The sequence below is a fragment of the Arthrobacter sp. AG367 genome (assembly GCF_007828995.1).
In the GTDB taxonomy this organism is placed as follows: domain Bacteria; phylum Actinomycetota; class Actinomycetes; order Actinomycetales; family Micrococcaceae; genus Arthrobacter.
In genome coordinates, this window is the sequence record NZ_VIVE01000007.1 from 185,096 (window position 1) to 208,811 (window position 23,716).

Sequence of the window (23,716 nt, forward strand, 5' to 3'; positions counted from 1 at the left end):
GACGCCGTTTTGAGGGCTCAAAAGGGCGAGTAGGAGCAATCGACGGAGGGGCTTACGCGGAGACCAGTTCGTGCCAGTCCTTGACGAGGGGCAGGTTGTGGGCTTCGGACACGGAGTGGTGTGCCACGTGGCCGGCGGCGATGTTCAGGCCTGCGGCGAGGGCGGGGTCGCGGTCGAAGGCGGCCCTGACCCCCAGGTTGGCCAGGGACACGGCGTAGCGCAGGGTGACGTTGGTCAGCGCGTAGGTGGAGGTGTTGGGCACGGCGCCGGGCATGTTGGCCACGCAGTAGAAGATGGTGTTGTGCACCTTGTACGTGGGTTCCTGGTGCGTGGTGGGGTGCGTGTCCTCGAAGCAGCCGCCCTGGTCCACCGCGATGTCCACCAGGACCGAGCCGGGCTTCATCCGGGCCACGAGGTCGTTGGTGACCAGCTTGGGGGCCTTGGCGCCCGGGATCAGGACGGAACCGATCACCAGGTCGGCGTCCACCACTGACTTTTCGATCTCGTACTTGTTGGAGGCAACCGTCTTCAGCCGTCCCTGGTACTGGGCGTCCAGTTCGCGCAGGCGGTTGATGTTGATGTCCAGGATGGTGACGTCGGCACCCAGGCCCAGGGCCATGGCTGCGGCGTTGGTGCCGGCAACACCGGCGCCCAGGACCACCACTTTGGCGGGACGCACGCCGGGAACGCCGCCCAGCAGGACGCCCTTGCCGCCGGCCGGAGCCATCAGCGAGGTGGCACCCACCTGGACGGAGAGGCGGCCGGCAACCTCGGACATCGGGGCCAGCAGCGGCAGCGAGCGGCCTTCCTGCACCGTTTCGTAGGCGATGGCGGTGACGCCGGAGTTGATGAGTTCGCGGGTGAGTTCCGGCTCGGCAGCCAGGTGCAGGTAGGTGAAGAGGATCAGGCCCTTGCGGAAGCGGTGGTACTCGGACTTGATGGGCTCCTTGACCTTCATCACCATGTCGGCACGGGCCCAGACATCGTCCGCCTCGTTAACGATCTCGGCGCCCGCGATCGAGTATTCCTCATCGGTAATGCCTGAGCCCAGGCCGGCACCGCGCTCCACCAGGACGGTGTGTCCGTGGGTGCGGAATTCGTGGACTCCGGCCGCGGTGATGGCCACGCGGAACTCGTTGTTCTTGATTTCTTTGGGGACGCCGATGATCATCGTCTGCTCCAGTGTGCGGGGCCGGTGGGCCGAAAAAACGGAAAGGATTTCGTGTTTCAACGATAAATCCGGCTGTGAGCCACGTGACACGGAGCGGGCTTGCAGCCATGCCAAGGACCCCCGTGATTCCGCGGTTTTGACGCTTCAGCGCTCGACAGGTGTCGAGCACTGAAGCGTCAGGTGTCGCCTCGTGTCCGTTCGTCTGTAGAGCTCCCAGCGCAGTAGTGTTGCCCCATGCAGCAGCAGGGTGTGGAACAGCTCGTCGAACAGGTGGCGCAGAAGCTGGGGCGCGGCCTGTCCCTCGAGGACCTGGACGGCCTTTTGCTGGCCTACAGCTCCAACCAGTCCCACGCCGACCGGGTGCGGGTGAACTTCCTGCTGAGCAAAAAGGTCCCGGCGGACGTGAGCGCGTGGCAGCTCTCGCACGGCATCGCCACCGCCGTGCGGCCCGTTGTGGTCCCGGCCAACCCTGATCTGGGCATGCTGGGCAGGGTCTGCGTTCCGCTCATGGTGCGGGGCTTCCGCGTGGGTTACCTCTGGGTGCAGCAGGACTCCGCGGAGGAAAGCCCGACGGCGATCCTCACCCAGCTGCCGGGCGTGAACCATGAGCTTGAGCTGCTGTCCGGCCTCCTGCTCGATTCGAATACGGCCGAATCCGAATTCCGGCGGGGCCGGGAGCGGGAGTTCCTGGCCGCCTGCGCGGGAGAACCGAACGCTGTGGCCGCCGTGGCCGGGTGGAAGGAAGTCCAGGGCCGCGGTCCGTGGCAGATGGTCACGGTGCTCGATGCGGACGGCTGGGCCAGCGGCCCGGACCCCATCGCGTCCACCCTGATCCACCGCTCCACAGCGCTCCAGGCAACCGTGGGCGTGGACGCCGCCCTTTTCAGCGCCGGTACGGAAACCCACTCGGTGGTGCTGTTCCGCGAGTCGACGGGCCGGGCCAACCACGCCCAGGTCCTGGTCCACTACCAGCTGGAGCTGGCCAAACGGTCCGGCCGCCCGGTCCACCGGATCATCCTGGGCATCAGCGAGGGCTTCTCCAAGACCCGCCAGCTCTCCGAGGCATACCGGCAGTCGCGGGTGGCAGCGCAGGCGGCAGCCGTGGACCCGCAGCTGGGTGAACTGGTGGACATCCGCGCAACGGGCGTCTACCAGCTTCTCGCCTCGGCCGGGGGAGGGGTGGGGGCCTGGGCGGATTCCGGTTCGGTGTACTTCCGGATGCTCGAGGACCACGACCGCAACGGCGAGCTCATCCCGGTCCTTGAACTCCTGTATGACAACGATGGGTCCGTGCAGGATGTGGCCGGCAAGCTCCACCTGCACCGCAGCAGCATCTACAACAGGCTGGGCCGGATCCGGCAGCTGCTGGGGGTGGACCCGCTGAAGGGGATGCCCCGCCTGGAGCTGCACGCCGCGTTGAAGATGCGGCGCTGGGCGGCGAGGCCAAGGATCTGAGTACCCAGACCTGGCGTTAGGCACCGGCCTCGGTGAAGGACATGATGGCGGCCGCTACCTGCCGTGGCCGCAGGTGCTGGGCCACGTGTCCTGCCCGGTCGATCTCAACAAAGCGTCCCTGCGGCACCACCTGGGCGAGGAGGCGCGACCAATCCGCGCCCGCCACCGGGTCCTGTTTCCCGCGCAGGACCAGCACCGGCACATTGATGCCCGCCAGCCGCAGCTCCGTGGGGTAGCCCATCATCACGGGGAGCACGGTGAAGTACCATCGCGGACCGCAGCGGAAGTAGTCCGACACCACCAGCCAGTTGGAGGAGGCGCTTTCCCGGAGGAGTGAGTCCAGGAACAGTGCCAGGCCCTGCCGCCCCACGCTGCGGTGCCGCGAATCGACCACGGGACCCATCAACACCAGCCGCAGTGCCTGGTCCGGTGCGCAGAGTGCCGCCTCGATGGCGAACTGGACGCCCATCGAATGTCCCACCAGGATGTACGGGCCAATGCCGCTGGCCGTCAGAGCCTGCGCGATGAAGGCGCCGTAGTCCTCCACGGACAACTGCCTCCCCGGCCTGGGGGTGCCGGCAAAGCCCGGCAGGTCCAGGGAATAGGTGGGGGCAGTGGTGGCGAGCTCACCGTGCAGGCGGCGGAGGTAGCGGTGGGAAACGCCGATGCCGTGGATGAGGATGTATGCGGGCTCTCGCGAACAGTCCGCGCGTTCCAGCCCCGGTGCAGGTGTTCCATCAGCCCAGAGGATCCGGCCTTTCAGCCCGTGGGCTTCCAGGTCGGCTGACTGCAGCGGAGGGATTGTCTCGCCGCCGGCCTTCGCCATGGGCACTATTCCCGCGGGCCGGCGTCTGCCCCGGCGTTCTTGTCCTGCCTGCGCTTGTGTTCGGCAAGTTTCTGGCTTTCGAGCCACGCCATGATGTCAGCCTGCCGGATCCGCCGGTGCGAGCCGCGGTACTCCACCGGGATCTCACCGCGGTCCGTCATGTTGCGCAGGTAGGTGTGCGAAATCCCCGCCAGCTCTGCCGCCTGCGACGTGGTCAGCATTTCCGCCACGCTGCTCACGGTCACCGTTTCGCCGCGGCCCAGCCGGGCAAGGAGGTCCACGACGGCGTCCCGTGCCTGCCCGGGCAGCCGATGGACCGTTCCGTCGACGAAGACAGTGATGTCATTGCTGTCCTCGAGGGCGCGCGTCAGGACGCGGGCTTCGCCGGCGGGCAGGCCGGCCGTGACGCGGGGGGCTATCAATGCCATGGACGTAGCCTATCCCGGCCGCAGCCGGCGTGGCCGCGGACCCGTCAGAGCCCCAGCTCCTCCAATACCGGCAGCTTTTCCCGGACCCACGCCCGCGCCTCGGTGGCGCTCGGCGCGGACAGGGCGAGCTTGGCCAGGTCCTGGGCTTCGGACAGGGTTACCGTCTTCAGGACTGCTGCCACCGCGGCGAGGGACCGCGCCGTCATGGACAGGGTGCTGACGCCCAGTCCGGTGAGGACGACGGCGAGGGCGGGATCGGCGGCGGCCTCGCCGCAGACACCCACCGGTTTGTTGTGGCCCTCGGCCCGGGATCCTTCAACCGTCAGTCCGACCAGCCGCAGGACGGCCGGCTGCCACGGGGTGTTCAGGTTGGCCAGCGGGCCGAGCTGGCGGTCGGCGGCCATGGCGTACTGGGTGAGGTCGTTGGTGCCCAGGCTGGCAAAGCTGACTTCGCGGAGGATGGCCTCGGCGGTGAGGGCCGCGGAGGGGACCTCCACCATCACGCCGGGGGTCTTGATGCCCGCGTCGGCGCACATGGAGGCGAACCGGGCCGCTTCTTCCGCAGTGGAGATCATCGGGGCCATGACCCAGACGTCGGCTTCTGACTGCTTCTGGGCCAGGGCAATGGCTTCCAGCTGCCGGTCCAGGACGCCGGGGGTGGTGAAGTCGGTGCGGTAGCCGCGGACGCCAAGGGCCGGGTTGGGCTCCGTGGAATCCGTCAGGAACGGCAGCGGCTTATCCGCGCCGGCATCCAGCGTCCGGAGGACCACCTTCTTGCCGGGGAAGGCATCAAAAACGCTCTTGTAGGCAGCAGCCTGCTCTTCGACGCTGGGTTCGGTGTCGCGCTCCAAAAAGCAGAACTCGGTGCGGAACAGGCCCACGCCCTGGGCGCCCAGCTTGGCGGCCGCTTCGGCGTCCTTGCCGCCGCCCACGTTGGCGAGCAGCGGCACCTCGTGGCCGTCCGCCGTCGCGCCCGTGCCGGTGAATTCAGCCAGCAGCGACGCCGTGGCGGCCCATGCTTCCGCTGTTGCCCGGAGGGATTCGTCGGGGTCGGAAGTGATGAGGCCGGCCGCGCCGTCCACGTACACCTCGGTGCCGTCCGGCAGTTCGTCCACTCCCACGGCGGCAACCACGGCGGGCAGGCCAAGGGACCGGGCGATGATGGCGGTGTGGGACTGGGGGCCGCCGCCGGCGGTGACCAGCGCCAGGACCTTGTTCGGGTCAAGCGTTGCGGTGTCCGCGGGGGCCAGGTCCTCGGCCACCAGGACGAACGGGGTGTTGGACGCGGGAATGCCGGGCGCGGGCACGCCGCGGAGCTCGGCCACGATGCGGGCGCGCACGTCCAGGACGTCGGTGGCACGTTCGGCCATGTAGCCGCCCAGGTTGTGCAGCATTTCGGAGACGGAGGAGCCGGACTCCCAGATGGCGCGTTCGGCAGAGGTGCCGCGGGCCACCAGCTTGGCCGCACCCTTGATCAGCATGGTGTCCTTGGCCATCAGGGCGGTGGCCTCCAGGACGGCCTTGCCGTCGCCGGTGGCATGGGCGGCGCGGTCCTTCAGTTCGTCGTGCACGGCCTGCGCGGCGGCCTTCAGTGCTGCGGTGGCTTCTTCTGCAGTGGTGTCCGGGGCCAGCTGTTCACCGGCGGGAGGCTCACTGATCGGTTTGGGCATCTGCCGGATGGTGCCGATGACGCGGCCTGGACTGACGCCTACTCCTGGGAAGTTCTGCACTGAAGGTCCTCATTCTCTGCCGGTAGACAGGCCCGCCAAGTTCCCCCGGCGCCGTGCCGGGTCCGCCGGAGGACTGCTACGTCCAGGGCGGGAAACGTGCCTGAAAAAATTGTATGTGATTCAGTTCATATAGCAACGCTATAGGTGCTAGGGTAGCGGTTATGAGTTTGGATGGCCAGCTTCCCCCCAAAATGCGGCTGCTCCGTGCTGCCGCGGAACTGCTGGCGAAATCCGCGGGGGCTCCGGTGTCCACGCGCCAGATCACGCAGCTGGCCGGGGTTTCGGCTCCTACGCTGTACCACCACTTCGGTGACAAGGAAGGTTTGTTCGACGCCGTCGTCGCCGCAGGGTTTGAAGAATATGTCGCGGGCGAAAGGGATTTCGCCCCCTCCGGACAGCCCATCGAGGACATCCGGAGAATGTGGGACAACCACGTCCAGTTCGGACTGAACCAGCCCGAGCTGTACCTGGTGATGTTCGGCAATATCCGCCCGGAGAGCCGGCCTGCCATCGTGGCGGACGCCGAGGCGCTCATGGAGGAGATGCTGAACAAGGCAGCGGCGGCGGGCCAGCTGAACGTCCAGCCCCGGGAGGCAGCCAGGTCCATCCTGGCTGCCAACGTGGGCGTGACGCTGATGCTGATTGCGGAGCCCGCTTCCGAACGCAACCTCGAACTGTCCACCATGACCCGGGACGCCATGATCTTCGCGGTGTCCGCCGAGCCCGCCAGCGGCCCGGCCCCGGGCGGCACCGGAAAGTCCTCGGTGGTGGTGGCAGCGATCGCCCTGAACGCCGCACTTCAGGCTTCGCACTCTGACCAGCTTTCCAGCTCGGAACTCAAGCTCTTCCTCGAATGGCTTCACCGGATCTCCACCAGCCCTGCCGGTTAGCCCCGGACCCCCGCAGTACCCAGCAGTACGTCGTCGTAATCATCGGACCACTCCTGCGGAGCAGCAGGAATGAGGTTAGGAAATCACATGGCAACAGAGACAGTTGCAAAACCCCGCACCAGCGCGCGCGTGCACGTCCAAAAGTTCGGGACATTCCTGTCCGGCATGATCATGCCCAACATCGGGGCGTTTATCGCCTGGGGCATCATCACGGCCCTCTTCATTGAGAAGGGCTGGCTGCCCGTACCCGTCCTCGGTGGCTTCGGTGAGACCGGCGGGAAGCCCAACGTCGGCCTTGTGGGCCCCATGATCACCTACCTGCTGCCACTCCTGATCGGATACACCGGCGGCAAGAACGTCTATGACGTCCGCGGCGGCGTGGTGGGGGCCATCGGCACCATGGGCGTGATCGTCGGTGCCGGCATCCCCATGTTCATCGGCGCCATGATCATGGGCCCGCTGGGCGGCTGGACCATGAAGAAGATCGACATGCTGTGGGAGGGCAAGATCCGCCCCGGCTTCGAAATGCTGGTCAACAACTTCTCTGCCGGCATCTGGGGCGCATTGCTCGCCATGCTGGGCTTCTTCGGCATTTCACCGCTGGTCACGGCCTTCAGCACGGGCGCCGGGAACGTGGTGCAGTTCCTGGTCAACAACGGCCTCCTGCCGCTGACCAGCATCTTCATCGAGCCCGCCAAGGTCCTGTTCCTGAACAACGCCATCAACCACGGCGTGCTGACCCCGCTGGGCGTCCAGCAGTCGCTGGACCAGGGCAAGTCCATCCTGTTCCTGCTCGAGGCGAACCCGGGCCCTGGCCTCGGCATCCTGCTGGCCTACATGTTCTTCGGCCGCGGCGCCGCCAAGGCGTCGGCGCCCGGTGCTGCGATCATCCACTTCCTGGGCGGCATCCACGAGATCTACTTCCCGTACGTGCTCATGCGCCCGCTGCTGATCCTGGCCGCAATCGCAGGCGGCATGACCGGCATCGCCACCCTGGCCGTCACCGGCGCGGGCCTGGTTGCGCCGGCCGCCCCGGGCTCCATCCTCGCCGTGCTGGCCCAGACGTCCCGCGACAGCTACCTCGGCGTGATCCTGTCGGTGGTGCTCGCCGCCACGGCATCCTTCCTGGTGGCCTCCGTCATCATGAAGACCACCAAGCACAGTGACGAAACAGACCTGGGCGACGCCACCGCCCGCATGGAGGCAATGAAGGGCAAGAAGAGCTCGGTTTCCTCCACCCTGACCGGTGCAGGTGCAGGTGCAGGTGCAGGCGCTTCCGCAGGTGCCGCGTCCGGCGGCCGCGGCGGAGTGGGCGTGCTGGCCGGACCCGTCCGGAACATCGTGTTCGCCTGCGACGCCGGCATGGGCTCCAGCGCCATGGGCGCCTCGGTGCTGCGGAACAAGATCAAGGCGGCCGGGTTCCCGGACGTCAAGGTCACCAACGCCTCCATCGCCAGCCTCAGCGACACCTACGACGTGGTGATCACGCACCAGGACCTGACCGAGCGGGCCAAGCCGGCCACGTCCAGTGCCGTCCACTACTCGGTGGACAACTTCATGAGCAGCCCGCGGTACGACGAGATCGTCGAGCTGGTCCGCGAGAGCAACACGGAAGGCGGAACGTCCGACGCCGGCACCGCCCACGGTGCGCACGCCGCCGAGGCGCCGGTGGACGCAGCGCCTGCCGCAGCAGGTGCGGCAGCGGCAGCTCCTGCCGCCGGCAGCTCCGACATCCTGGCCCGCGAGAGCGTGGTCATGCGCGGTTCGGCCACCACCCGCGACGCCGCCATCGACGAGGCGGGCCGGCTGCTGCTGGCCCGTGGCGCCGTGGATGAGGGCTACATCGCCGCCATGCATGAGCGGGAAGAGTCCGTATCCACCTACATGGGCAGCTTCCTGGCCATCCCGCACGGCACCAACGCCGCCAAGGACCACATCCGCAAGTCGGCGGTTTCCGTCATCCGGTACCCGGAAGGCATCGACTGGAACGGCAAGCAGGTGAAGTTCGTGGTGGGCGTCGCCGGCATCAACAACGAGCACCTGCACATCCTGTCCTCCATCGCCAAGGTCTTCACCAACAAGGAACAGGTTGCCCGGCTCGAGGCCGCCACGTCCGAGGATGAAGTCCTGGAGCTTTTCGGAAAGGTCAACGCATAGTGAAGGCAGTACATTTTGGGGCCGGCAACATCGGCCGCGGTTTCGTGGGGCTGCTCCTGCATGACGCCGGCTACGAAGTGGTGTTCGCGGACGTGGCCGAAGACCTGATCAACCGGCTCAAGGAAGCGGACAGCTACGCCGTGCACGAAGTGGGGGAGAATCCCGCCGTGCGGACCGTGGACAACTTCCGGGCGCTGAACTCCAACGCCCAGGAAGCGGAACTGGTCTCCGAGATCGCCACGGCGGATATCGTAACCACCGCAGTGGGCCCGCACATCCTGAAGTTCGTGGCGCCGGTGATCGCCAAGGGCATCGCCGCAAGGGAACCCGGCCGGGCGCCCCTGCAGGTGATGGCCTGTGAGAACGCGATCAACGCCACGGACATCCTGGCCAAGGAGGTGGCCGCCCAGCCAGGGGCCACCGCCGCAGTGCTGGACGGCAAGGCAGTGTTCGCCAATACTGCCGTGGACCGGATCGTGCCCAACCAGGAGGCCGGGCAGGGGCTGGACGTAACAGTGGAGACTTTTTACGAATGGGTCATCGACCGCACCGCGTTCGGTGACTCCGCTCCGGCGATCCCCGGCGCCACGTTCGTGGACGACCTCTCGCCCTACATCGAGCGGAAGCTGTTCACCGTGAACACCGGCCACGCCTCGGCGGCATACTTCGGGTTCGAGGCGCGCCTGGAGAAGATCTCCGACGCCATGGCGGACCAGGACGTGGCGGAGGATGTCCGGGCGGTGCTGGAGGAGACCAAGCAGCTCCTGGTGGCCAAGCACGGGTTCAGCAACGATGAGCAGGAAGCCTACGTCCAGAAGATCCTGGTCAGGTTCTCCAATCCCTATCTTCCGGACACCGTCAACCGGGTGGGTCGTGCTCCGCTGCGGAAGCTGAGCCGGAACGAGCGCTTCATCGGCCCCGCCGCCGAGCTGGCCGAACGTGGCGTGGTGCCGGAGGCCCTGCTTGGTGCCATCGCGTCAGCGCTCCGGTTCAACGACCCCGCTGATACAGAGGCCACGGAGCTGGCAGAAATCCTTCGCTCCACCAGCCCCGCCGACGCCACGGCAAAAATCACCGGGCTGGCGCCTGGCCACCCGCTGTTCGCCGCCGTTGCCACCCTCGTCGAGGAGCGGCAGGCCGAAATGGCCGGCACCCCCGCCTGACGCGCCAACTGACACGCTCCATCATTACCTGCGCCCTCAAGCGCAACGCTCCATCAGATCCTGCAGGAATTCCGGCGACGCTCCATCAGAACGACGCCGGCACTTACCCAAGTGCCGGCGTCGTTCTTTGTCTGTGCCAAGCTGGGCGGGTGAACCAGAACCCAAATGCCGCGCCTGCTTTGCTCACCGCCGACGTCGACGGCGGGACGTTCCGCCTCAGGCACGCGACGCGTGCCGACATCCCGGACATGGTGCGCCTGCTGGCCGACGACGCCCTGGGCGCCGGCCGCGAGACCGCGAAGGATATGGAACCCTACGAACGCGCCTTTGACGCGATCCACGCCGACCCCGCCCATCTCCTGCTCGTCGGCGAAAGGGTGCCGCAGGGGGAAGAGGAGGGGCCGGTGGTTGCAACCTTCCAGCTGAGCTTCCTTCCCGGCATCTCCAGGCAGGGCGCGTGGCGCTCACAGCTCGAAGGTGTCCGCGTGGCCGCGTCCCTTCGCGGGCAGGGCCTGGGGAGGCTCATGGTGGGCTGGGCCATCGCGGAGTCGCGGAACCGGGGCTGCGACCTGATGCAGCTGACAACGCACCATAGCCGTTCGGCCGCCCACAGGTTCTACGAACAGCTGGGCTTCGAGGCCAGCCACGTCGGAATGAAGCTGGCCCTCTAGGCCTTGACCGTTAGGTTCCCTAACTGTTAGGCTACCTAACGATGAATACCAACGATCCCCAGCTCCAGGAACTAGCCAGCGGGTTCCGCGAAGCCCTGCGGCACAGCGTCTACCTGGTCCGGCGCCTCGACGCGGACGGTGAACTCAGCGCCGCCCAGCTCAGCACGCTCAAGATGCTGCTCGGCGAGGGCCAGCGGGTCGGTGAGATCGCCCGGAACCTCGGGGTCCGCGTGCCCAGCGCCACCGAGCAGATCATCAAGCTCGAACGCGCCGGCCTGGCCCGCCGCGAGCCGGATCCGGCAGACTCCCGTGCCGTCCGGGTGATCCTCACCCCCGAAGGCCGTGCCGCCGTCGACGCCGCAAACAAGCGCCGCAACCAGGTGATGGCCGACATCCTCAGCACGCTCACCGACCAGGACCGCCAAGCCCTGGCGGAGGCCCTGCCGGTCATCGACAAAATCAACGCATCCCTCCAGAACTGAACCAGCCACGAACTTAGGAGCACCCTCCATGGACGGCCAGCTCGCAGAAACCCTGCAAGCACCAGAATCAACCTTGACGGCCGAAAAGGCCTCATTCCTCAAACAGCCGAAGGCGGTTTGGGCCACCGCCCTCGCCGCAGTGTTCGCCTTCATGGGCATCGGCCTGGTGGACCCCATCCTTCCGGCCATCGCCACCAACCTGGACGCCAGCCCCAGCCAGGTCTCCCTCCTCTTCACCAGCTACTTCCTGGTCACCGCGCTGGCCATGCTGATCACGGGGTTCGTCTCCTCCCGCATCGGCGGCAAGCGGACGCTGCTGATCGGCCTGGCCGTCATCGTCGTGTTCTCCTCGCTGTCCGGCCTGTCCGGCAGCGTCGATGAGCTGGTGGGCTTCCGCGCCGGCTGGGGACTGGGCAACGCCCTGTTCGTCGCCACCGCCCTCGCCGTCATTGTTGGGGTGGCCAGCGGCGGCGCCGGCACCGCCATCATCCTCTACGAAGCCGCACTGGGCCTGGGCATCTCGCTCGGCCCGCTGCTCGGCGCCCTCCTGGGCGGCTGGCAGTGGCGCGCCCCGTTCTTCGGCACCGCCGTCCTCATGGCCGCCGCCTTCATCGCCCTGATCGCCCTCCTGCCCAGGACGCCGCTGCCTGAGCGCAAGGTGCGGTTGCGGGACCCCCTGCTGGCGCTGGGTCACAAGGGACTGCGGACGACGGCGGCAAGCGGCTTGTTCTACAACTACGGCTTCTTCACCATCCTGGCTTTCACCCCGTTCATCCTGGGCATGGACGCGTACGGCATCGGCGGCGTCTTCTTTGGCTGGGGTGTGGCCGTGGCGGTATTTTCCGTCTTCGTTGCACCGGTCCTGCAGACCCGCTTCGGCGCGGTGAAGGTACTGACCGGCACTTTGTTCGTCCTCATGCTGGACCTGGCCGGGCTGGGACTGGCCGCGGGGCACTCGGTGCCTGCCGTCGTCGTCCTGGTCATTGTTGCCGGCGCGTTGCTGGGCATCAACAACACCATCTACACGGAACTGGCCATGGGCGTCTCTGATTCGCCCCGGCCGGTGGCTTCCTCCGGCTACAACTTTGTCCGCTGGATGGGCGGTGCCCTGGCCCCGTTCGCGGCGGCGCAGCTCGGTGAGCACTTCGGCCCGCAGGTCCCGTTCTTTGCCGGGGCGGTGGCCATGGTGATCGCCATCCTGGTCGCGTTCGGCGGCCGGGCCTACCTGTCCTCGCACGAACCGCACGTCGTGTAGCCGCTGCCGGCGCACCAACGGACAAACCCTCCATCACGGCATGTGATGGAGGGTTTGGTGTTTTCCTGCGGAAGCTGATGGGGCGTTCCAGGGAAGGCCGCCAAAAGTGATGGGGCGTTGCTAGGCCTTGGCGGAGCCCTTGGGTACGAACAGCGTCTCGGCCTGCTCCAGGGACATGCCGTTGGTCTCCGGGACCTTGAACATGACGAAGAAGAAGGAAGCCGCAGCGAACAGGGCGTACATGGCATAGGTCAGCGGCAGCGAGCCCGCTGCCATGACCGGGAAGCTCAGGGTGATCACGAAGTTGGCCACCCACTGGGCCGCTGCGGCCAGGCCCAGCGCCCGGGCACGGATCCGGGACGGGAAGATCTCGCCCAGGAGGACCCACACCAGCGGTCCCCAGGACGCGCCGAAGCTGATCACGAAGACGTTGGCGGCCACCAGGGCCACGGGGCCCCACGCGCCCGGCAGGCTGATGTTCTCGCCGCTGCCTGTTGCCGAGGAGAACGCCACGGCCATGGCGCCCAGGGACACGGCCATGCCCACGGACCCGGCCAGCAGGATGGGCCGGCGGCCCACGCGGTCCACCAGGGCGATGGCCACGAGGGTTACCAGGATGTTGGTGACGGAGGTTGCCACCGAGATGGCCAGGGAGTCCTTCTCCTGGAAGCCCACGGCCTTCCACAGGGTGGTGGAGTAGTAGAAGATCACGTTGATGCCCACGAACTGCTGGAGCACCGACAGCGTGATGCCCACCCAAACCACAGCCTGCAGGCCAAAGGCCTTGCCGCGGAGGGACCCCTTTTGCCCGGCCAGCTTGTCTTCCTCAATGGCTTCCCGGATGTCCCGGATATGCCGACCGGCATCCTCGGTGGGTGCGATGGACTCAAAGACTTCCCGGGCCTGGTCCTCTTTGCCCTGGAACACCAGGAACCGCGGGGACTCGGGCAGGGTGAACGCCACCCAACCGTAAACGACGGCCGGGACGGCGGCGGCCAGGAACATCCAGCGCCATGATTCAATGCCCAGCCAGAAGGCCTGGTCCGCACCGCCGGCAGTGGTGGCCAGGAGCGCGTCAGACAGCAGCGCGGCAAAAATACCCGTAGTGATGGCCAGCTGCTGCAGCGAAGCCAGGCGGCCGCGGACCTTTCGCGGCGAAATCTCGGAGATGTAGGCGGGCGCGATGACGGAGGCCAGCCCAATGCCCAGGCCGCCCACCAGGCGCCAGAACACCAGGTCCCAGACGCCGAACGCGAAACCCGTGCCCACGGCGCTGACCAGGAACAGCAGGGCGCCCAGCTTCATGGCCGGAATGCGGCCGTAGCGGTCCGCCACCTTGCCTGCCAGGAAGGCGCCGGCCGCGCAGCCCAGCAGGGCAATGGCTACGGCGAAGCCCGTGACGGCCTCTGACAGGGCAAATTCTTCCTTCATGGCGTCCACGGCGCCGTTGACCACCGATGAGTCGAAGCCGAAGAGGAATCCGCCCACCGCCCCCGCGAGCGCCAGCCAGATCACCCGCCGCGGTATCCCGGTTGTGGTCTGCTCCTGTGCAGTGGGCATGGTTCTCCCTGGGTTTGGGGGTTTTATGGATGCGGTGCGGACGTCGTCGGCTGCGGTACCGGCAGAATGGCCGGCGCACACGCGCTAAACAGTGTGGCACGTCACCGCCCGAGGTTCCACTTGGCGCCGTTTGCCCCGTTAACGCAGGACGACGACGGCGGGCTGTGCCGCCGTCGTCGTCCCACCCGTGCGCTTGCGGGCTAGTGCGCCGGAATCTCCATGCTGTCCTTGTCCTGCGGGGATGCCTTCTGGTCGGTCAGCTTCTTCCGCGGAAGGGCGAAGCTGATGAGGAACGCCAGGCCGGTGAGCGCCGCGGCCGTCAGCATCACGGTGTCGATGGACGTGGCGAAGCCCTCGGTGATGGGCCTGGTGAGGGTGCTGTTGGCGGTATGCAGCCAGCTGGTGTCGTTCAGGGAGTCGTTGGAGGCGCCGTTCTTGAAGAATTCGTAGAGCTTGGCGTTGGCAGGGTCCGACGCGACGGCAGGGTCCTTCAGGACGGCCAGGTAGGCGGGGTCCGTGGTGGCGGCCTTCATGCCGTCGGCAATGCGGCTTGCCGCCATGCTGAAGAGCATGGAGATGAAGACGGCGGTGCCCACGGCGCCGCCCATGGAGCGGAAGAACGCTGCGGAGGAGGTTCCCACGCCCATGTCCCGCGGCGGTACCGAGGTCTGCATGGCCAGGGTGAGCGGCTGCATGCAGAAGCCCAGGCCGACGCCGAAGAAGACGGCGATGAGTCCGGGGACCCAGAGTTCGGTGTCCACTGCCAGTGAGAAGCCCATCACCAGGGCGGCGGCGGTCAGGATGCCGGTACCCATGATGGGGAAGATGCGGAACGTGCCGGAGGCCGAGATGGTGCGGCCGGCGGTGATGGAGCCGAACAGGATGCCCACGGTGAAGGTGATCATCATCAGGCCGGCCTCGGTGGGGGTGAGGCCCTTGACCAGCTGGAGGTACATCGGGAGCATGGCGATTGCGCCGAACATGCCGATGCCGATGATGAAGTTCAGCAGCGAGGACAGTCCGAACGTGATGTTGTGGAAGAGCCGGAGCGGGATCAGGGCGTAGTCGCCGGCGCGCTTCTCCGCCAGCAGGAACCAGGCAATGCCCACCACACCCAGGCCGTAGCAGAGGAAAGAGTTCACGGAGGTCCAGCCCCACGTGCGGCCCTGCTCAGCCACCAGGAGGAGCGGAACGATGGCCACGGTGATGGCGGCGGCGCCCCAGTAGTCGATTTTCTGTTTCAGGTGCTTGGCGGGCAGGTGCAGGAACAGGAACACCACCGTCAGCGCGGCAAGGCCAATGGGAATGTTGATGAAGAAGACCCAGCGCCAGCCGTCAAAACCGAGGATGTTCGCCGAGCCGGCGAATGCCCCACCCACCACCGGGCCCAGGACCGAGGAGATGCCGAACACGGACATGAAGTAGCCCTGGAACTTGGCGCGGTCCTTGAGCGAGACGATGTCGCCGATGATGGTCAGCGCCAGGGCCAGCAGGCCGCCGGCGCCAAGGCCCTGGATGCCGCGGGCAACTGCGAGTTCGGTCATCGAGTGGACCGAGCCGGCGTAAAGCGAGCCCACCAGGAAGATGAGGATCGCGGTCAGGTACAGCGGGCGGCGTCCGAAGATGTCACTCAATTTGCCGTACAGCGGGGTGCTGACCGTGGAGGTGATCAGGTACGCGGTGGTGGCCCACGCCTGCAGGGAGAGCCCGTCCAGGTCATTGGCAATGGTGTAGATGGAAGTGGAGACGATGGTCTGGTCAAGGGATGCCAGGAACATGCCCAGCATCAGGCCCACCATCACGGTGACGATCTGGCGTTGCGTCAGGGTTTCTCCGGGGCCGGGCGCGGCAGTGGCTTTGGACATGGGTGCTCCAAGGGGAAGGAAAGGATATAAGCAGCGATAGTTGCTTTCAGTAACTATCTTACTCGTTGTTTTTATTCCCCGCCCTGCCGGGCTTCCTGCTGGCGCTCCACGAGGATGCCGTCCGGATCGCACCAGACGGTGGCTCCGGGGCGGAAGGTCACGCCGTCGATCACCACATCCACGTCAACCTCGCCGGCCCCCGCCTTCGGGCTCTTCCTGGGGTTGCTGCCCAGGGCCTTGACGCCAAGGTCCAGGTCCGCGATCGCCAGCCGGTCACGGATGGCGCCGTTGATGACGACGCCGGCCCAGCCGTTTGCCACGGCGCTTTCGGCGATCATGTCCCCCATCAGGGCCGTGCCCAGCGATCCGCCGCCGTCCACCACCAGGACCGCCCCGTTCCCCGGTGACCCCAGCGTGGACTTCACCAGGGCGTTGTCCTGGAAGCAGCGAATGGTGCGGACCGGGCCGCTGAAGTGCGAGCGGCCGCCCAGGGACTGGAACTGCAGGGAGACGGACGCCAGCTCGTCGCCGCGCTCATCGTAGAGGTCGGCGGTATTGACCGCTGTGCCTTCGGCCGGGGTGGGTGCGCTCATCTGGTTCTCCTCGATACTCGGCGATTTGTTACCCGGCAACGTGATCCCCCGGGCGGCGTTGACCGCCGCGTGCCCGGTGGCCCGGTACCGCCCACGATAGTCTGATTCCACTGCCAGCCGGCCGCACCAGGGGGAGCACGCCAATGAGTCCGTTCAACACGCCCGCGCCGCCGGATGATGCCGCAGGCAAAACCGCGACGGCGGCGCTCGCCGAGCCGGTGCAGAAGGTCACCGCCCGTTGGGTCACCGGCCTGGTGCTGGTGAACGTGGGCATCAACGCGGCGTTCTTCGGTCCCATCAACGTGTTCATCGGCCAGCAGGCCATCAGCATTGATGCGCCTTCCAAGGAAGCCATCCTCTCGCTGGTGACGGCCTGCGGTGCGGGGGTTTCGCTGGTGGCCAACCCCCTCTTCGGTGCCCTCTCGGACCGGACCACGTCCCGGTTCGGCCGGCGGGCCCCGTGGGTGCTGGCCGGGGCAGTCCTGGCCACGGCGGCGCTGCTGGCCATGTCCTTCTCTGCCGCGGTGGCCCTGATGGTGCTTTTCTGGTGCCTCGTGCAGCTGGGTGCAAATGCCGCTTACGCGGCCATTACCGCCGCCGTCCCGGACCGGGTTCCCGTCATCCAGCGCGGGGGAGTGGGCGGACTCGCGGCCATGGGGCAGACCCTTGGCATCCTCACTGGTGCGGTTTTCGGGGCAGTGGTCTCCGGCAACTTCATGGTGGGCTACTGGCTGTGTGCGGGCGCCCTGCTGGTGTCCGTGCTGCCGTACCTGTTCCACCGGAATGATCCCGCCCTGCCCAAGTCCGGGCTGGAGGCTTTCCGGCCCAAGGTTTTCCTCAAGGGTTTCTGGATCAGTCCCCGGCGCCACCCGGATTTCGCCTGGGCCTGGCTCACGCGCTTCCTGGTCAACGTGGGAAACCAGCTGACCATCGTCTACCTGCTCTTCTTCCTGCGTGACGTCATAGGCCATGAGGATCCTGCCGCGGGGGTTCTGGTCCTGACGGGTATCTACGCGGTGATGGTCATGGCCACCGCGGTGGTGGCCGGTCCCTGGAGTGACCGGGTGGGCAGGCGGAAACCGTTCGTCATCGCCTCCTCGGCCACAATCGCCATGGCCGGAGCCATCATGGCCTTCTTTCCCGTCTGGCCCGGCGCGCTCGCCGGCGCCGCCGTCCTGGGCGTCGGTTTCGGCGCCTACCTGGCCGTGGACTTTGCGCTGCTGACCCAGGTCCTGCCGTTCGCCGTCAGCCGCGGCAAGGACATGGGGATCATCAACGTGGCCAACTCGCTGCCGCAGGTGGTTGCCCCGGGACTGGCGCTGCTGGCCGTGGCCTACTGGGGTGGCTACCGGACGCTGTTCCTCACGGCGGCTGCCATCGGGCTGCTGGGTGCCGTTTTCGTGGTGAAAATCAAGGGCGTCGACTGACCTGCCGGTGCCCGAAACTAAGGCCGCTGACTAATTAGGGCACACGCCTGTGCCGTATAGTTGAACCGGGCTGCAGGGCGGTACGGAAGTGGGGGCGCTCCTGGCCGCAGTCCCTACGACACAACCCCGGAATGCTGATGCCCGAGACTTTTTCAGACCATCCGCCCATGGCCGCCCGGCCTTCCGCTCCACGCCAGCGCCTCCGCTACACGCGGATCCTGGACACCGCCGCAGGGTTCGCCCGCACGGGTCTTGACGCCGTGGAACTCTCCGAAGTCGCAGAAAAAGCGGACGTGCCACTGGGAACCCTCTACCGTTACTTTCCGTCCCCCACCCACCTGATGCTGGCGCTGTACCGGCAGCAGCTGGACGAGCTGCAGGCCGGTTCCCGGGGCTCGTCGCCGCGCTTCCGGGGCCGGGCGCTGTCCGGCCTGCTGATGGAAATCTTCCACATGCGCGTCATGCAGCCCGCGGTGGAGCAATGCCTCAGCCGGGGCGTGTACCACCCGGACAAGGACACCACCGCACTCCTGCGCGAGATTGATGCACTCAGCGAAAAGCTCGTTGCGGGTGCCTGCGGCGACGCCGTGGGAGCCAGGGTCCTCCTCCTGACCGTCACTGGTCTGGTCCAGTCCGTCCGGAACCGCCGACTGTCCCTCTTCGAAGCCGAGGAGGACCTGAAAAAGGCGTGCGGTCGGCTGTCCCCCGGGGCCGAGGCGGGCTTCACAGTGTCCCGGTCGGCGTAACTGGTCTAGACCAAAAGGCAATTAAATACGCCATAATGCCGTGATCTGGATCACAAATCATTCTGCATAAACGTTTTGGCAGGCTAAAGCTGTGTCAAGCAGGACCCGGCAGCCCTTTCGGGCCTGCCTACCATTGGGGCACAGGAGCGGCAGGGCGGAAACATCCCCGGCGTTCCCGCGGACCCGCCACCCTTGGGTTTCCTGTCGCACTACCTTCCACGCCTGGGCCCGGGAGGGCCCGGTTCCCGATGTGCCGTGTGCCCACGGCCAGCACCAGGAGACAACGACGTGTCCATTGACGCAATCACAGCCACCGACGATTCAGCAGCCACGGCCTTGACCGAAGACGAAATCTTCACGGCCCACCAGGGCGGCAAGCTCTCCGTCACCAGCACTGTTCCGCTGTCCAACAAGCGGGACCTGTCCATCGCCTACACCCCCGGAGTGGCCGAGGTGAGCCGGGCCATCCACGCCAAGCCCGAACTGGCCCGCACCCTGACCTGGGCCGAGCGCCTGGTGGTCGTGGTCAGCGACGGCACTGCCGTCCTGGGCCTGGGCAACATCGGGGCCAGCGCCTCGCTGCCGGTCATGGAAGGCAAGTCCGCCCTCTTCAAGACCTTCGGCGACCTTGATTCCATCCCCCTGGTCCTCAACACCACGGACGTGGACGAGATCGTGGAAACCCTGGTCCGCCTGCGCCCCAGCTTCGGCGCCGTGAACCTTGAGGACATCTCCGCCCCGCGCTGCTTCGAGCTCGAGGAAAAGCTGATCGAAGCCCTTGACTGCCCGGTCATGCACGACGACCAGCACGGAACCGCCGTCGTGGCCCTGGCAGCGCTGACCAACGCCGCCAAGGTGACCGGCCGCGGCCTCGAGGGCCTGAAGGTGGTGGTGTCCGGCGCCGGCGCGGCGGGGATCGCCGTCGCCGAAATCCTGCTCGCAGCCGGGATCACCGACGTCGTCCTGCTCGACTCCCGCGGAGTCATCAACAGCGGCCGCGCCGACCTTGCTGCCAGCCCCGACAGCAAGAAGGCCGACATCGCCGGCCGCAGCAACCCCCGCGGCATCACCGGCGGACCTGCTGAAGCGCTGGCCGGTGCCGACGTCTTCATCGGCGTCTCCTCCTCGAAGCTGGACGAGGCGCACCTGGCATCGATGAACCAGGACGCCATCGTGTTCGCCCTGTCCAACCCGGATCCCGAAGTCCTGCCCGAGGTGGCCGTAAAGTACGCCGCCGTGGTGGCTACCGGCCGCAGCGACTTCCCCAACCAGATCAACAACGTCCTGGCGTTCCCCGGCATCTTCCGCGGTGCCCTCGACGCCGGCGCCCGCCGCATCACCCCGGCCATGAAGCTCGCAGCGGCGCGCGCCATCGCCGGGCTCGCCGCCGAGGACCTCTCGGCCGACTACATCGTCCCCAGCCCGCTGGATCCCCGCGTGGCACCGGCGGTCACCGCGGCCGTCGCCGCGGCGGTGGAAGCGGAGTAAATCCCCTTTCCGGCAGAAACCACGACGGCGGTGCCTCCTTCCCCGAAGGAGGCACCGCCGTCGGGCGTTAAGGGCCGGCCCTAGACTGAAGTCCATGAGCTCCGAAACCGTGGTGACCATCCTGTGCGGCCTGGCGATCCTGGTGGGGGTGGCCGGCACCATCATTCCCGTCCTGCCAGGCAGCGTCCTCATTGGCGTGAGCCTGCTGGCGTGGGCCATCTGGGGCGGCGCCGGGTCTGCGGGGTGGGTCGTGTTTGCGGTGGCCATGATCTTTGTCGCCGCGGGGATGACGGCGGGTGCCGTCCTCACCGGCAGGAAGCTCAAGCAGCATGCCATTCCCAGCCGCAGCATTGTGGTGGCCCTCGTGGCGGGCGTGGTGGGGATGTTCATCATCCCTGTGGTGGGCCTCTTCGTTGGTTTCGCGGCCGGGCTGCTGGCCAGCGAGTTCCTCCGGACTCGGAATTTTTCGACGGCGGCGAAGTCCAGCTGGGCCGCGCTGAAGGCCACCGGGCTGGGGATGCTCGCGGAGTTCGGGCTGGCCTGCCTTGCCGCCAGCACCTGGGTCATTGGTGTGTGGATCGCCGCCGCCAACGGCTGAGTCCATTGCGCCCCGGACCCTGCCCGGGTACAACCAAGGTATGACCCAGCCAGCTTCAGCCCGGGACCATGTCCACGCCTGGATGGAAAAATACCAGGCTGCCTGGACCAGCAACGGCGCCGATGACATCCGCAACCTGTTTGCCCCGGACGCGCTCTACGAGACGCGTCCCCATGATCCCGAACCCTGGCGCGGCCACGACGGGATCGTCCAGGGCTGGCTGGCGGCACGTGACGAGCCGGCCGACTGGACGTTCAGCTGGGAACTGCTGGGGTGCGACGGCGACACCGCCTTTGTCCAGGGCCTCACCACCTACTCGGGCGGCAGGCCCACGTACGACAATCTGTGGGTGATCAGGTTTGATGGATCCGGCCGTGCCCGCTCCTTTACTGAATGGTTCATGGCGGGGAAGCCGGAGATCCCTCCCGGTTAGCATGGAAAGATGAGCGCCGGGGAGACCGCACCGATCTACTGGGACAACCGCGACCTCACACCGTTCGGGCAGGCCCAGCTGCGCACCCCTGTCCACGACCTTGCCGGGGGAGTGGGCGGCCTGCTGACCGGCGTCCTCGGCGGCCGCAACCCTGCCCTGCTCTCCATCGACGGCGAGGTGCCGCGGCTCAAGCGGCTGCTGCCCAAGCCTGCCAAGGCGGTTCATGAAGCCGTCTTCACCAGCCACGAACCGGAGCGCCTGATCACCCTGGCGCGCGCCTACCCCGGGTGGGCGGGGCTCTGCTACCTCATGGGCGGGCTCCTGGCGTACAAGCACGGCGGCTACCTGCGGGCGTCGGAACTCCTGCAACGGGGGCTCGCCACCCGCAATGACGACGAAGCCAACCGTTACTCATCGACCTACCTCACCCGTATCGTCACCCGGATCGAACTGGCCGAGCGGGTGGAGATCCCCGTGCTGTTCAGCGAGGAATCGGTGTTCCTTGCCCTGTCCCATGCGCTGCGCGAGACGGGCCGCACCGAAGCGGCGCTCGACGCACTGGGCGGGCTGCCGCCATCGCTTCCCATGGCCCTGGCGCGCTGCTCGCTGGCCCTCACCCTGGGACGAAGCCGCACGGTCATTGACTGGACGGAGGGGCTGCTGAACGCGGACGATCTCTCCGCTGCCCTGCTGCTGGTCCGCGCCCGTGCCCTGCGGCGTGAAGGCCGGCTGGAGGCTGCGCACCAGGCCATCGCCGAAGTTTTGCGCCGCCGCAGGACACACCTTGTGCTCCGCAACGACGCGCTGACGGACCGGGCATTGCTCGTGCTGGAATCGGGCCGGCGGTCGCTGAATCCCCGCGACTGGGGACGCCGGCGCGGGGACCCGGAACCGCAGCGCGAACTCGAGGCGCCGCCGCCCATCCGCAAGGATGAGGAGATGCGGCGGATCTGGGAGCAGGACTGGAAGGAACTCGGCGGAGAGTAGGAACCCGGACCGGCTACTGGGGGCGGCCGGCCAGGAACGGCACCAGCTGCTCGCCGAGCAGCACGGCCCCCAGTGCCACCATGATGATGCCGCTGGCAAGCGTTACTGCCCGGGCGGCGCCGGGCCTGCTTTGCAGCAGGGAGCGCGAGAGCAGGGCCACCACCGTGTAAACCAGGCCCGCCAGTGCCACGAACGTCATGCCCAGCAGCCCGGACTGCACCGGCACGGGCAGGGAGGCCTCGGAGCTGACGAACTGCGGTATGAGGGCCACATAAAAGAGCAGGCCCTTGGGGTTGATCCCGCTGGTGCCCATCCCCTGCAGGAAGGTGCGCAGCTGTGTTCCGGCGGCCTGTGTTCCGGCGGCGCCGGCCGCGTCCGCGCTGAAGCTCGCGCCGCGCCAAGACCGGAGGGTTCCCACCCCCAGCCACAGGAGGTAGCCCGCGCCGGCCAGGGTAATCCAGCCCAGGACCCCGGGCATGCCTGCCAGCACGGCGGCCAGCCCGGCCACCAGCAGGACGGTGTGAAGGACGTATCCGCCGCAGAGCCCGGCAACCGCGGGGACGAAACTGCGCTGCCGCAGGCCCGCCGCGATGGTGTAGGCCCAGTCCACCCCCGGCGTGCAGGCCAGGGCTGCAGCAACCACCAGGAAGGCAAGGAACAACTGCGGGTTCATCGGGTTTCTCCTGTCGAAGGGCTCTCAGGAGCAACCATAGGGAGAATCCGGCCATAAGTGCTGTCCTGTTTTCGCCCGCCCCGCGGTGACAGCAGTATGTTTATTGCGTGATAGACAAGATTGACAGGAATATCTTGCGGCACCTCCAGGAGGACGGGCGCATGACCGCCACCGCGCTGGCAGCGAAGGTGGGCCTGACGGTGGCTCCCTGCCACCGGCGGCTGCGCGACCTGGAGCGGTCCGGGGTGATCCGCGGGTACAAGGCAGACATCGACCCCGCGGCGGTGGGCCTGGGGTTCGAGGCGATCGTTTTCGTCACCCTCCGCCAAGTGGACCGCCCCACCATGGAGATTTTCGAGAACCGAGTGGCGGACAATCCGAACATTGTGGAGGCACAGCGGCTGTTTGGTTCCCCGGACTATCTGCTGAAGGTCATAGCGGAGGACCTGCCGGCGTACCAGCGCTTCTACGACACCGAGCTCACATCGCTGCCCGGCGTTGAACGGCTGACGTCAACGCTGGTCATGAAGAACCTCAAGTCCAACGCGGGCCCGCCCGTCTAGGTCCCCGCGGTCCGCAAGTCAGTCGGCAGGCAGAATGTGGACGATGATCACCTGCGTGTCCTTGCTGCCGTCGTAGCGGAGATCGTAGTTCACCGTCAGTCCGGTGCCTGTTCCCGGCGTGATGGAGAAATCGCTCTTGGAAGCAGGATCCGCCTGGGTGCTGCTGATCCATTCTTCAGCCGGCTCCGCTGCTATCCCGTAGCGCTGCACGCCGTCCCTGATCAACTCAAAGTACTCGTCAGGTGAGCCGGCGGTGAGGAAGTAGGTGACCTCGCTGAAGTCCGTCCGCCGGTCCGTGGTGTTGAAACGGATCCGGTCCGTTTCGGCGGTTATTTCGCCGTTGGGCGCCAGGATGCTGAGGCTGATCTTGCCCGAACCCCGGGTATTGATCTCGGGGCCGTAACTGTCCTTGGTGACGCGGACGGCGTCCTTTTCCAGGCGTCCCGAGCTCATATCCAGGCGGGCCGTCCCGGTGGTGCGGATACTTTCCACGCCGGCGGCGTCAAGGGTGGAGAAAGCGGAGGTTTTCACGGGGCTCCCTGCAGAAGATGAAGT

At 67.1% G+C, this 23,716-nt stretch carries 23 protein-coding genes; 14 read left to right on the forward strand and 9 right to left on the reverse strand.

Going from position 1 to position 23,716, the window contains the following annotated elements:
* Positions 1 to 52 precede the first annotated feature (52 nt).
* Positions 53 to 1,171 (reverse strand): alanine dehydrogenase, encoded by a 1,119-nt coding sequence (gene ald / locus FB478_RS17125; protein ID WP_026265840.1) that lies wholly within the window; start codon positions 1,169 to 1,171, stop codon positions 53 to 55.
* A gap of 234 nt (positions 1,172 to 1,405) precedes the next feature.
* Here ald and FB478_RS17130 point away from each other — a divergent pair, with 234 nt between their 5' ends.
* The gene (locus tag FB478_RS17130; RefSeq protein WP_056392484.1) at positions 1,406 to 2,626 is read left to right on the forward strand and encodes a CdaR family transcriptional regulator; all 1,221 of its coding nucleotides are present in this window, start codon (positions 1,406 to 1,408) and stop codon (positions 2,624 to 2,626) included.
* A 16-nt stretch (positions 2,627 to 2,642) separates the two neighbouring features.
* On the opposite strand, the gene FB478_RS17135 is transcribed toward FB478_RS17130, so the two are convergent.
* Genes FB478_RS17135 through ptsP form a run of 3 tightly spaced genes read right to left on the reverse strand, consistent with a single transcriptional unit; the run spans position 2,643 to position 5,610 of the window.
* A complete protein-coding gene (locus FB478_RS17135) occupies positions 2,643 to 3,452 on the reverse strand; it encodes an alpha/beta fold hydrolase (RefSeq protein WP_186447827.1) in 810 nt (269 codons plus the stop codon).
* A 5-nt stretch (positions 3,453 to 3,457) separates the two neighbouring features.
* On the reverse strand, positions 3,458 to 3,880 hold the full coding sequence (locus tag FB478_RS17140) for a helix-turn-helix domain-containing protein (RefSeq protein ID WP_144601167.1): 423 nt from the start codon (positions 3,878 to 3,880) through the stop codon (positions 3,458 to 3,460).
* 44 nt (positions 3,881 to 3,924) lie between these two features.
* The gene (gene ptsP / locus FB478_RS17145) at positions 3,925 to 5,610 is read right to left on the reverse strand and encodes a phosphoenolpyruvate--protein phosphotransferase (RefSeq protein WP_018769738.1); all 1,686 of its coding nucleotides are present in this window, start codon (positions 5,608 to 5,610) and stop codon (positions 3,925 to 3,927) included.
* Positions 5,611 to 5,771: 161 nt separating this feature from the next.
* On the opposite strand from ptsP, the gene FB478_RS17150 reads away from it, so the two are divergent.
* From FB478_RS17150 to FB478_RS17175, 6 genes are all read left to right on the forward strand, one after another.
* The gene (locus FB478_RS17150; protein WP_026265838.1) at positions 5,772 to 6,500 is read left to right on the forward strand and encodes a TetR/AcrR family transcriptional regulator; all 729 of its coding nucleotides are present in this window, start codon (positions 5,772 to 5,774) and stop codon (positions 6,498 to 6,500) included.
* A gap of 87 nt (positions 6,501 to 6,587) precedes the next feature.
* A complete protein-coding gene (locus FB478_RS17155; RefSeq protein ID WP_144601168.1) occupies positions 6,588 to 8,657 on the forward strand; it encodes a PTS mannitol transporter subunit IICBA in 2,070 nt (689 codons plus the stop codon).
* On the forward strand, positions 8,657 to 9,820 hold the full coding sequence (locus tag FB478_RS17160; protein ID WP_144601169.1) for a mannitol-1-phosphate 5-dehydrogenase: 1,164 nt from the start codon (positions 8,657 to 8,659) through the stop codon (positions 9,818 to 9,820). The genes FB478_RS17155 and FB478_RS17160 overlap by 1 nt, the downstream gene beginning before the upstream one ends.
* 179 nt (positions 9,821 to 9,999) lie before the next feature.
* Positions 10,000 to 10,491, forward strand: coding sequence for a GNAT family N-acetyltransferase (locus FB478_RS17165; protein ID WP_144601191.1), 492 nt, complete (start codon positions 10,000 to 10,002; stop codon positions 10,489 to 10,491).
* A 41-nt stretch (positions 10,492 to 10,532) separates the two neighbouring features.
* The gene (locus FB478_RS17170) at positions 10,533 to 10,973 is read left to right on the forward strand and encodes a MarR family winged helix-turn-helix transcriptional regulator (RefSeq protein ID WP_144601170.1); all 441 of its coding nucleotides are present in this window, start codon (positions 10,533 to 10,535) and stop codon (positions 10,971 to 10,973) included.
* A gap of 28 nt (positions 10,974 to 11,001) precedes the next feature.
* Positions 11,002 to 12,228, forward strand: coding sequence for an MFS transporter (locus FB478_RS17175; protein WP_018769732.1), 1,227 nt, complete (start codon positions 11,002 to 11,004; stop codon positions 12,226 to 12,228).
* Positions 12,229 to 12,348: 120 nt separating this feature from the next.
* Here FB478_RS17175 and FB478_RS17180 read toward each other — a convergent pair whose 3' ends face one another.
* The 3 genes from FB478_RS17180 to rraA all read right to left on the reverse strand — a co-directional run bounded on the left by FB478_RS17180 (position 12,349) and on the right by rraA (position 16,246).
* Positions 12,349 to 13,788 carry a sugar porter family MFS transporter gene (locus FB478_RS17180; protein WP_144601171.1) on the reverse strand — a complete coding sequence of 480 codons (1,440 nt, stop codon included), beginning with the start codon at positions 13,786 to 13,788 and terminating at the stop codon, positions 12,349 to 12,351.
* Positions 13,789 to 13,988: 200 nt separating this feature from the next.
* On the reverse strand, positions 13,989 to 15,653 hold the full coding sequence (locus FB478_RS17185) for an MDR family MFS transporter (RefSeq protein WP_142070177.1): 1,665 nt from the start codon (positions 15,651 to 15,653) through the stop codon (positions 13,989 to 13,991).
* Positions 15,654 to 15,724: 71 nt separating this feature from the next.
* A complete protein-coding gene (rraA, locus tag FB478_RS17190; protein WP_144601172.1) occupies positions 15,725 to 16,246 on the reverse strand; it encodes a ribonuclease E activity regulator RraA in 522 nt (173 codons plus the stop codon).
* Positions 16,247 to 16,389: 143 nt separating this feature from the next.
* Between rraA and FB478_RS17195 the strand changes: the two genes are divergently transcribed.
* From FB478_RS17195 to FB478_RS17220, 6 genes are all read left to right on the forward strand, one after another.
* Positions 16,390 to 17,673 carry an MFS transporter gene (locus tag FB478_RS17195; protein WP_144601173.1) on the forward strand — a complete coding sequence of 428 codons (1,284 nt, stop codon included), beginning with the start codon at positions 16,390 to 16,392 and terminating at the stop codon, positions 17,671 to 17,673.
* Positions 17,674 to 17,810: 137 nt separating this feature from the next.
* Positions 17,811 to 18,419 (forward strand): TetR/AcrR family transcriptional regulator, encoded by a 609-nt coding sequence (locus FB478_RS17200; RefSeq protein ID WP_134164906.1) that lies wholly within the window; start codon positions 17,811 to 17,813, stop codon positions 18,417 to 18,419.
* Between the two features lie 288 nt (positions 18,420 to 18,707).
* Positions 18,708 to 19,907 carry an NADP-dependent malic enzyme gene (locus FB478_RS17205; protein ID WP_142070184.1) on the forward strand — a complete coding sequence of 400 codons (1,200 nt, stop codon included), beginning with the start codon at positions 18,708 to 18,710 and terminating at the stop codon, positions 19,905 to 19,907.
* A 94-nt stretch (positions 19,908 to 20,001) separates the two neighbouring features.
* Entirely contained in the window at positions 20,002 to 20,505 is a 504-nt protein-coding gene (locus tag FB478_RS17210; protein ID WP_018769725.1) for a DUF456 domain-containing protein, read from the forward strand.
* Between the two features lie 40 nt (positions 20,506 to 20,545).
* Positions 20,546 to 20,938 (forward strand): nuclear transport factor 2 family protein, encoded by a 393-nt coding sequence (locus tag FB478_RS17215; protein ID WP_056392501.1) that lies wholly within the window; start codon positions 20,546 to 20,548, stop codon positions 20,936 to 20,938.
* Positions 20,939 to 20,947: 9 nt separating this feature from the next.
* A complete protein-coding gene (locus FB478_RS17220; protein ID WP_144601174.1) occupies positions 20,948 to 21,925 on the forward strand; it encodes a hypothetical protein in 978 nt (325 codons plus the stop codon).
* A gap of 13 nt (positions 21,926 to 21,938) precedes the next feature.
* Here FB478_RS17220 and FB478_RS17225 read toward each other — a convergent pair whose 3' ends face one another.
* Positions 21,939 to 22,598, reverse strand: coding sequence for a LysE family translocator (locus FB478_RS17225; protein ID WP_056392508.1), 660 nt, complete (start codon positions 22,596 to 22,598; stop codon positions 21,939 to 21,941).
* 107 nt (positions 22,599 to 22,705) lie between these two features.
* On the opposite strand from FB478_RS17225, the gene FB478_RS17230 reads away from it, so the two are divergent.
* The gene (locus FB478_RS17230) at positions 22,706 to 23,161 is read left to right on the forward strand and encodes an Lrp/AsnC family transcriptional regulator (protein ID WP_081620204.1); all 456 of its coding nucleotides are present in this window, start codon (positions 22,706 to 22,708) and stop codon (positions 23,159 to 23,161) included.
* An 18-nt stretch (positions 23,162 to 23,179) separates the two neighbouring features.
* Here FB478_RS17230 and FB478_RS17235 read toward each other — a convergent pair whose 3' ends face one another.
* On the reverse strand, positions 23,180 to 23,692 hold the full coding sequence (locus tag FB478_RS17235; protein ID WP_377204916.1) for a hypothetical protein: 513 nt from the start codon (positions 23,690 to 23,692) through the stop codon (positions 23,180 to 23,182).
* Positions 23,693 to 23,716 lie beyond the last annotated feature (24 nt).

Excerpts from the sequence above, each read along its gene's own strand:
- FB478_RS17180 (WP_144601171.1), bottom strand. The coding sequence starts at position 13,788 with ATGCCCACTGCACAGGAGCAGACCACAACCGGGATACCGCGGCGGGTG.
- FB478_RS17220 (WP_144601174.1), top strand. The coding sequence starts at position 20,948 with ATGAGCGCCGGGGAGACCGCACCGATCTACTGGGACAACCGCGACCTC.
- FB478_RS17215 (WP_056392501.1), top strand. The coding sequence starts at position 20,546 with ATGACCCAGCCAGCTTCAGCCCGGGACCATGTCCACGCCTGGATGGAA.
- ald (WP_026265840.1), bottom strand. The coding sequence starts at position 1,171 with ATGATCATCGGCGTCCCCAAAGAAATCAAGAACAACGAGTTCCGCGTG.
- FB478_RS17200 (WP_134164906.1), top strand. The coding sequence starts at position 17,811 with ATGCCCGAGACTTTTTCAGACCATCCGCCCATGGCCGCCCGGCCTTCC.
- rraA (WP_144601172.1), bottom strand. The coding sequence starts at position 16,246 with ATGAGCGCACCCACCCCGGCCGAAGGCACAGCGGTCAATACCGCCGAC.
- FB478_RS17195 (WP_144601173.1), top strand. The coding sequence starts at position 16,390 with ATGAGTCCGTTCAACACGCCCGCGCCGCCGGATGATGCCGCAGGCAAA.
- FB478_RS17140 (WP_144601167.1), bottom strand. The coding sequence starts at position 3,880 with ATGGCATTGATAGCCCCCCGCGTCACGGCCGGCCTGCCCGCCGGCGAA.
- FB478_RS17155 (WP_144601168.1), top strand. The coding sequence starts at position 6,588 with ATGGCAACAGAGACAGTTGCAAAACCCCGCACCAGCGCGCGCGTGCAC.
- FB478_RS17135 (WP_186447827.1), bottom strand. The coding sequence starts at position 3,452 with ATGGCGAAGGCCGGCGGCGAGACAATCCCTCCGCTGCAGTCAGCCGAC.
- FB478_RS17175 (WP_018769732.1), top strand. The coding sequence starts at position 11,002 with ATGGACGGCCAGCTCGCAGAAACCCTGCAAGCACCAGAATCAACCTTG.
- FB478_RS17150 (WP_026265838.1), top strand. The coding sequence starts at position 5,772 with ATGAGTTTGGATGGCCAGCTTCCCCCCAAAATGCGGCTGCTCCGTGCT.
- FB478_RS17130 (WP_056392484.1), top strand. The coding sequence starts at position 1,406 with ATGCAGCAGCAGGGTGTGGAACAGCTCGTCGAACAGGTGGCGCAGAAG.
- FB478_RS17185 (WP_142070177.1), bottom strand. The coding sequence starts at position 15,653 with ATGTCCAAAGCCACTGCCGCGCCCGGCCCCGGAGAAACCCTGACGCAA.
- FB478_RS17170 (WP_144601170.1), top strand. The coding sequence starts at position 10,533 with ATGAATACCAACGATCCCCAGCTCCAGGAACTAGCCAGCGGGTTCCGC.
- FB478_RS17210 (WP_018769725.1), top strand. The coding sequence starts at position 20,002 with ATGAGCTCCGAAACCGTGGTGACCATCCTGTGCGGCCTGGCGATCCTG.
- FB478_RS17225 (WP_056392508.1), bottom strand. The coding sequence starts at position 22,598 with ATGAACCCGCAGTTGTTCCTTGCCTTCCTGGTGGTTGCTGCAGCCCTG.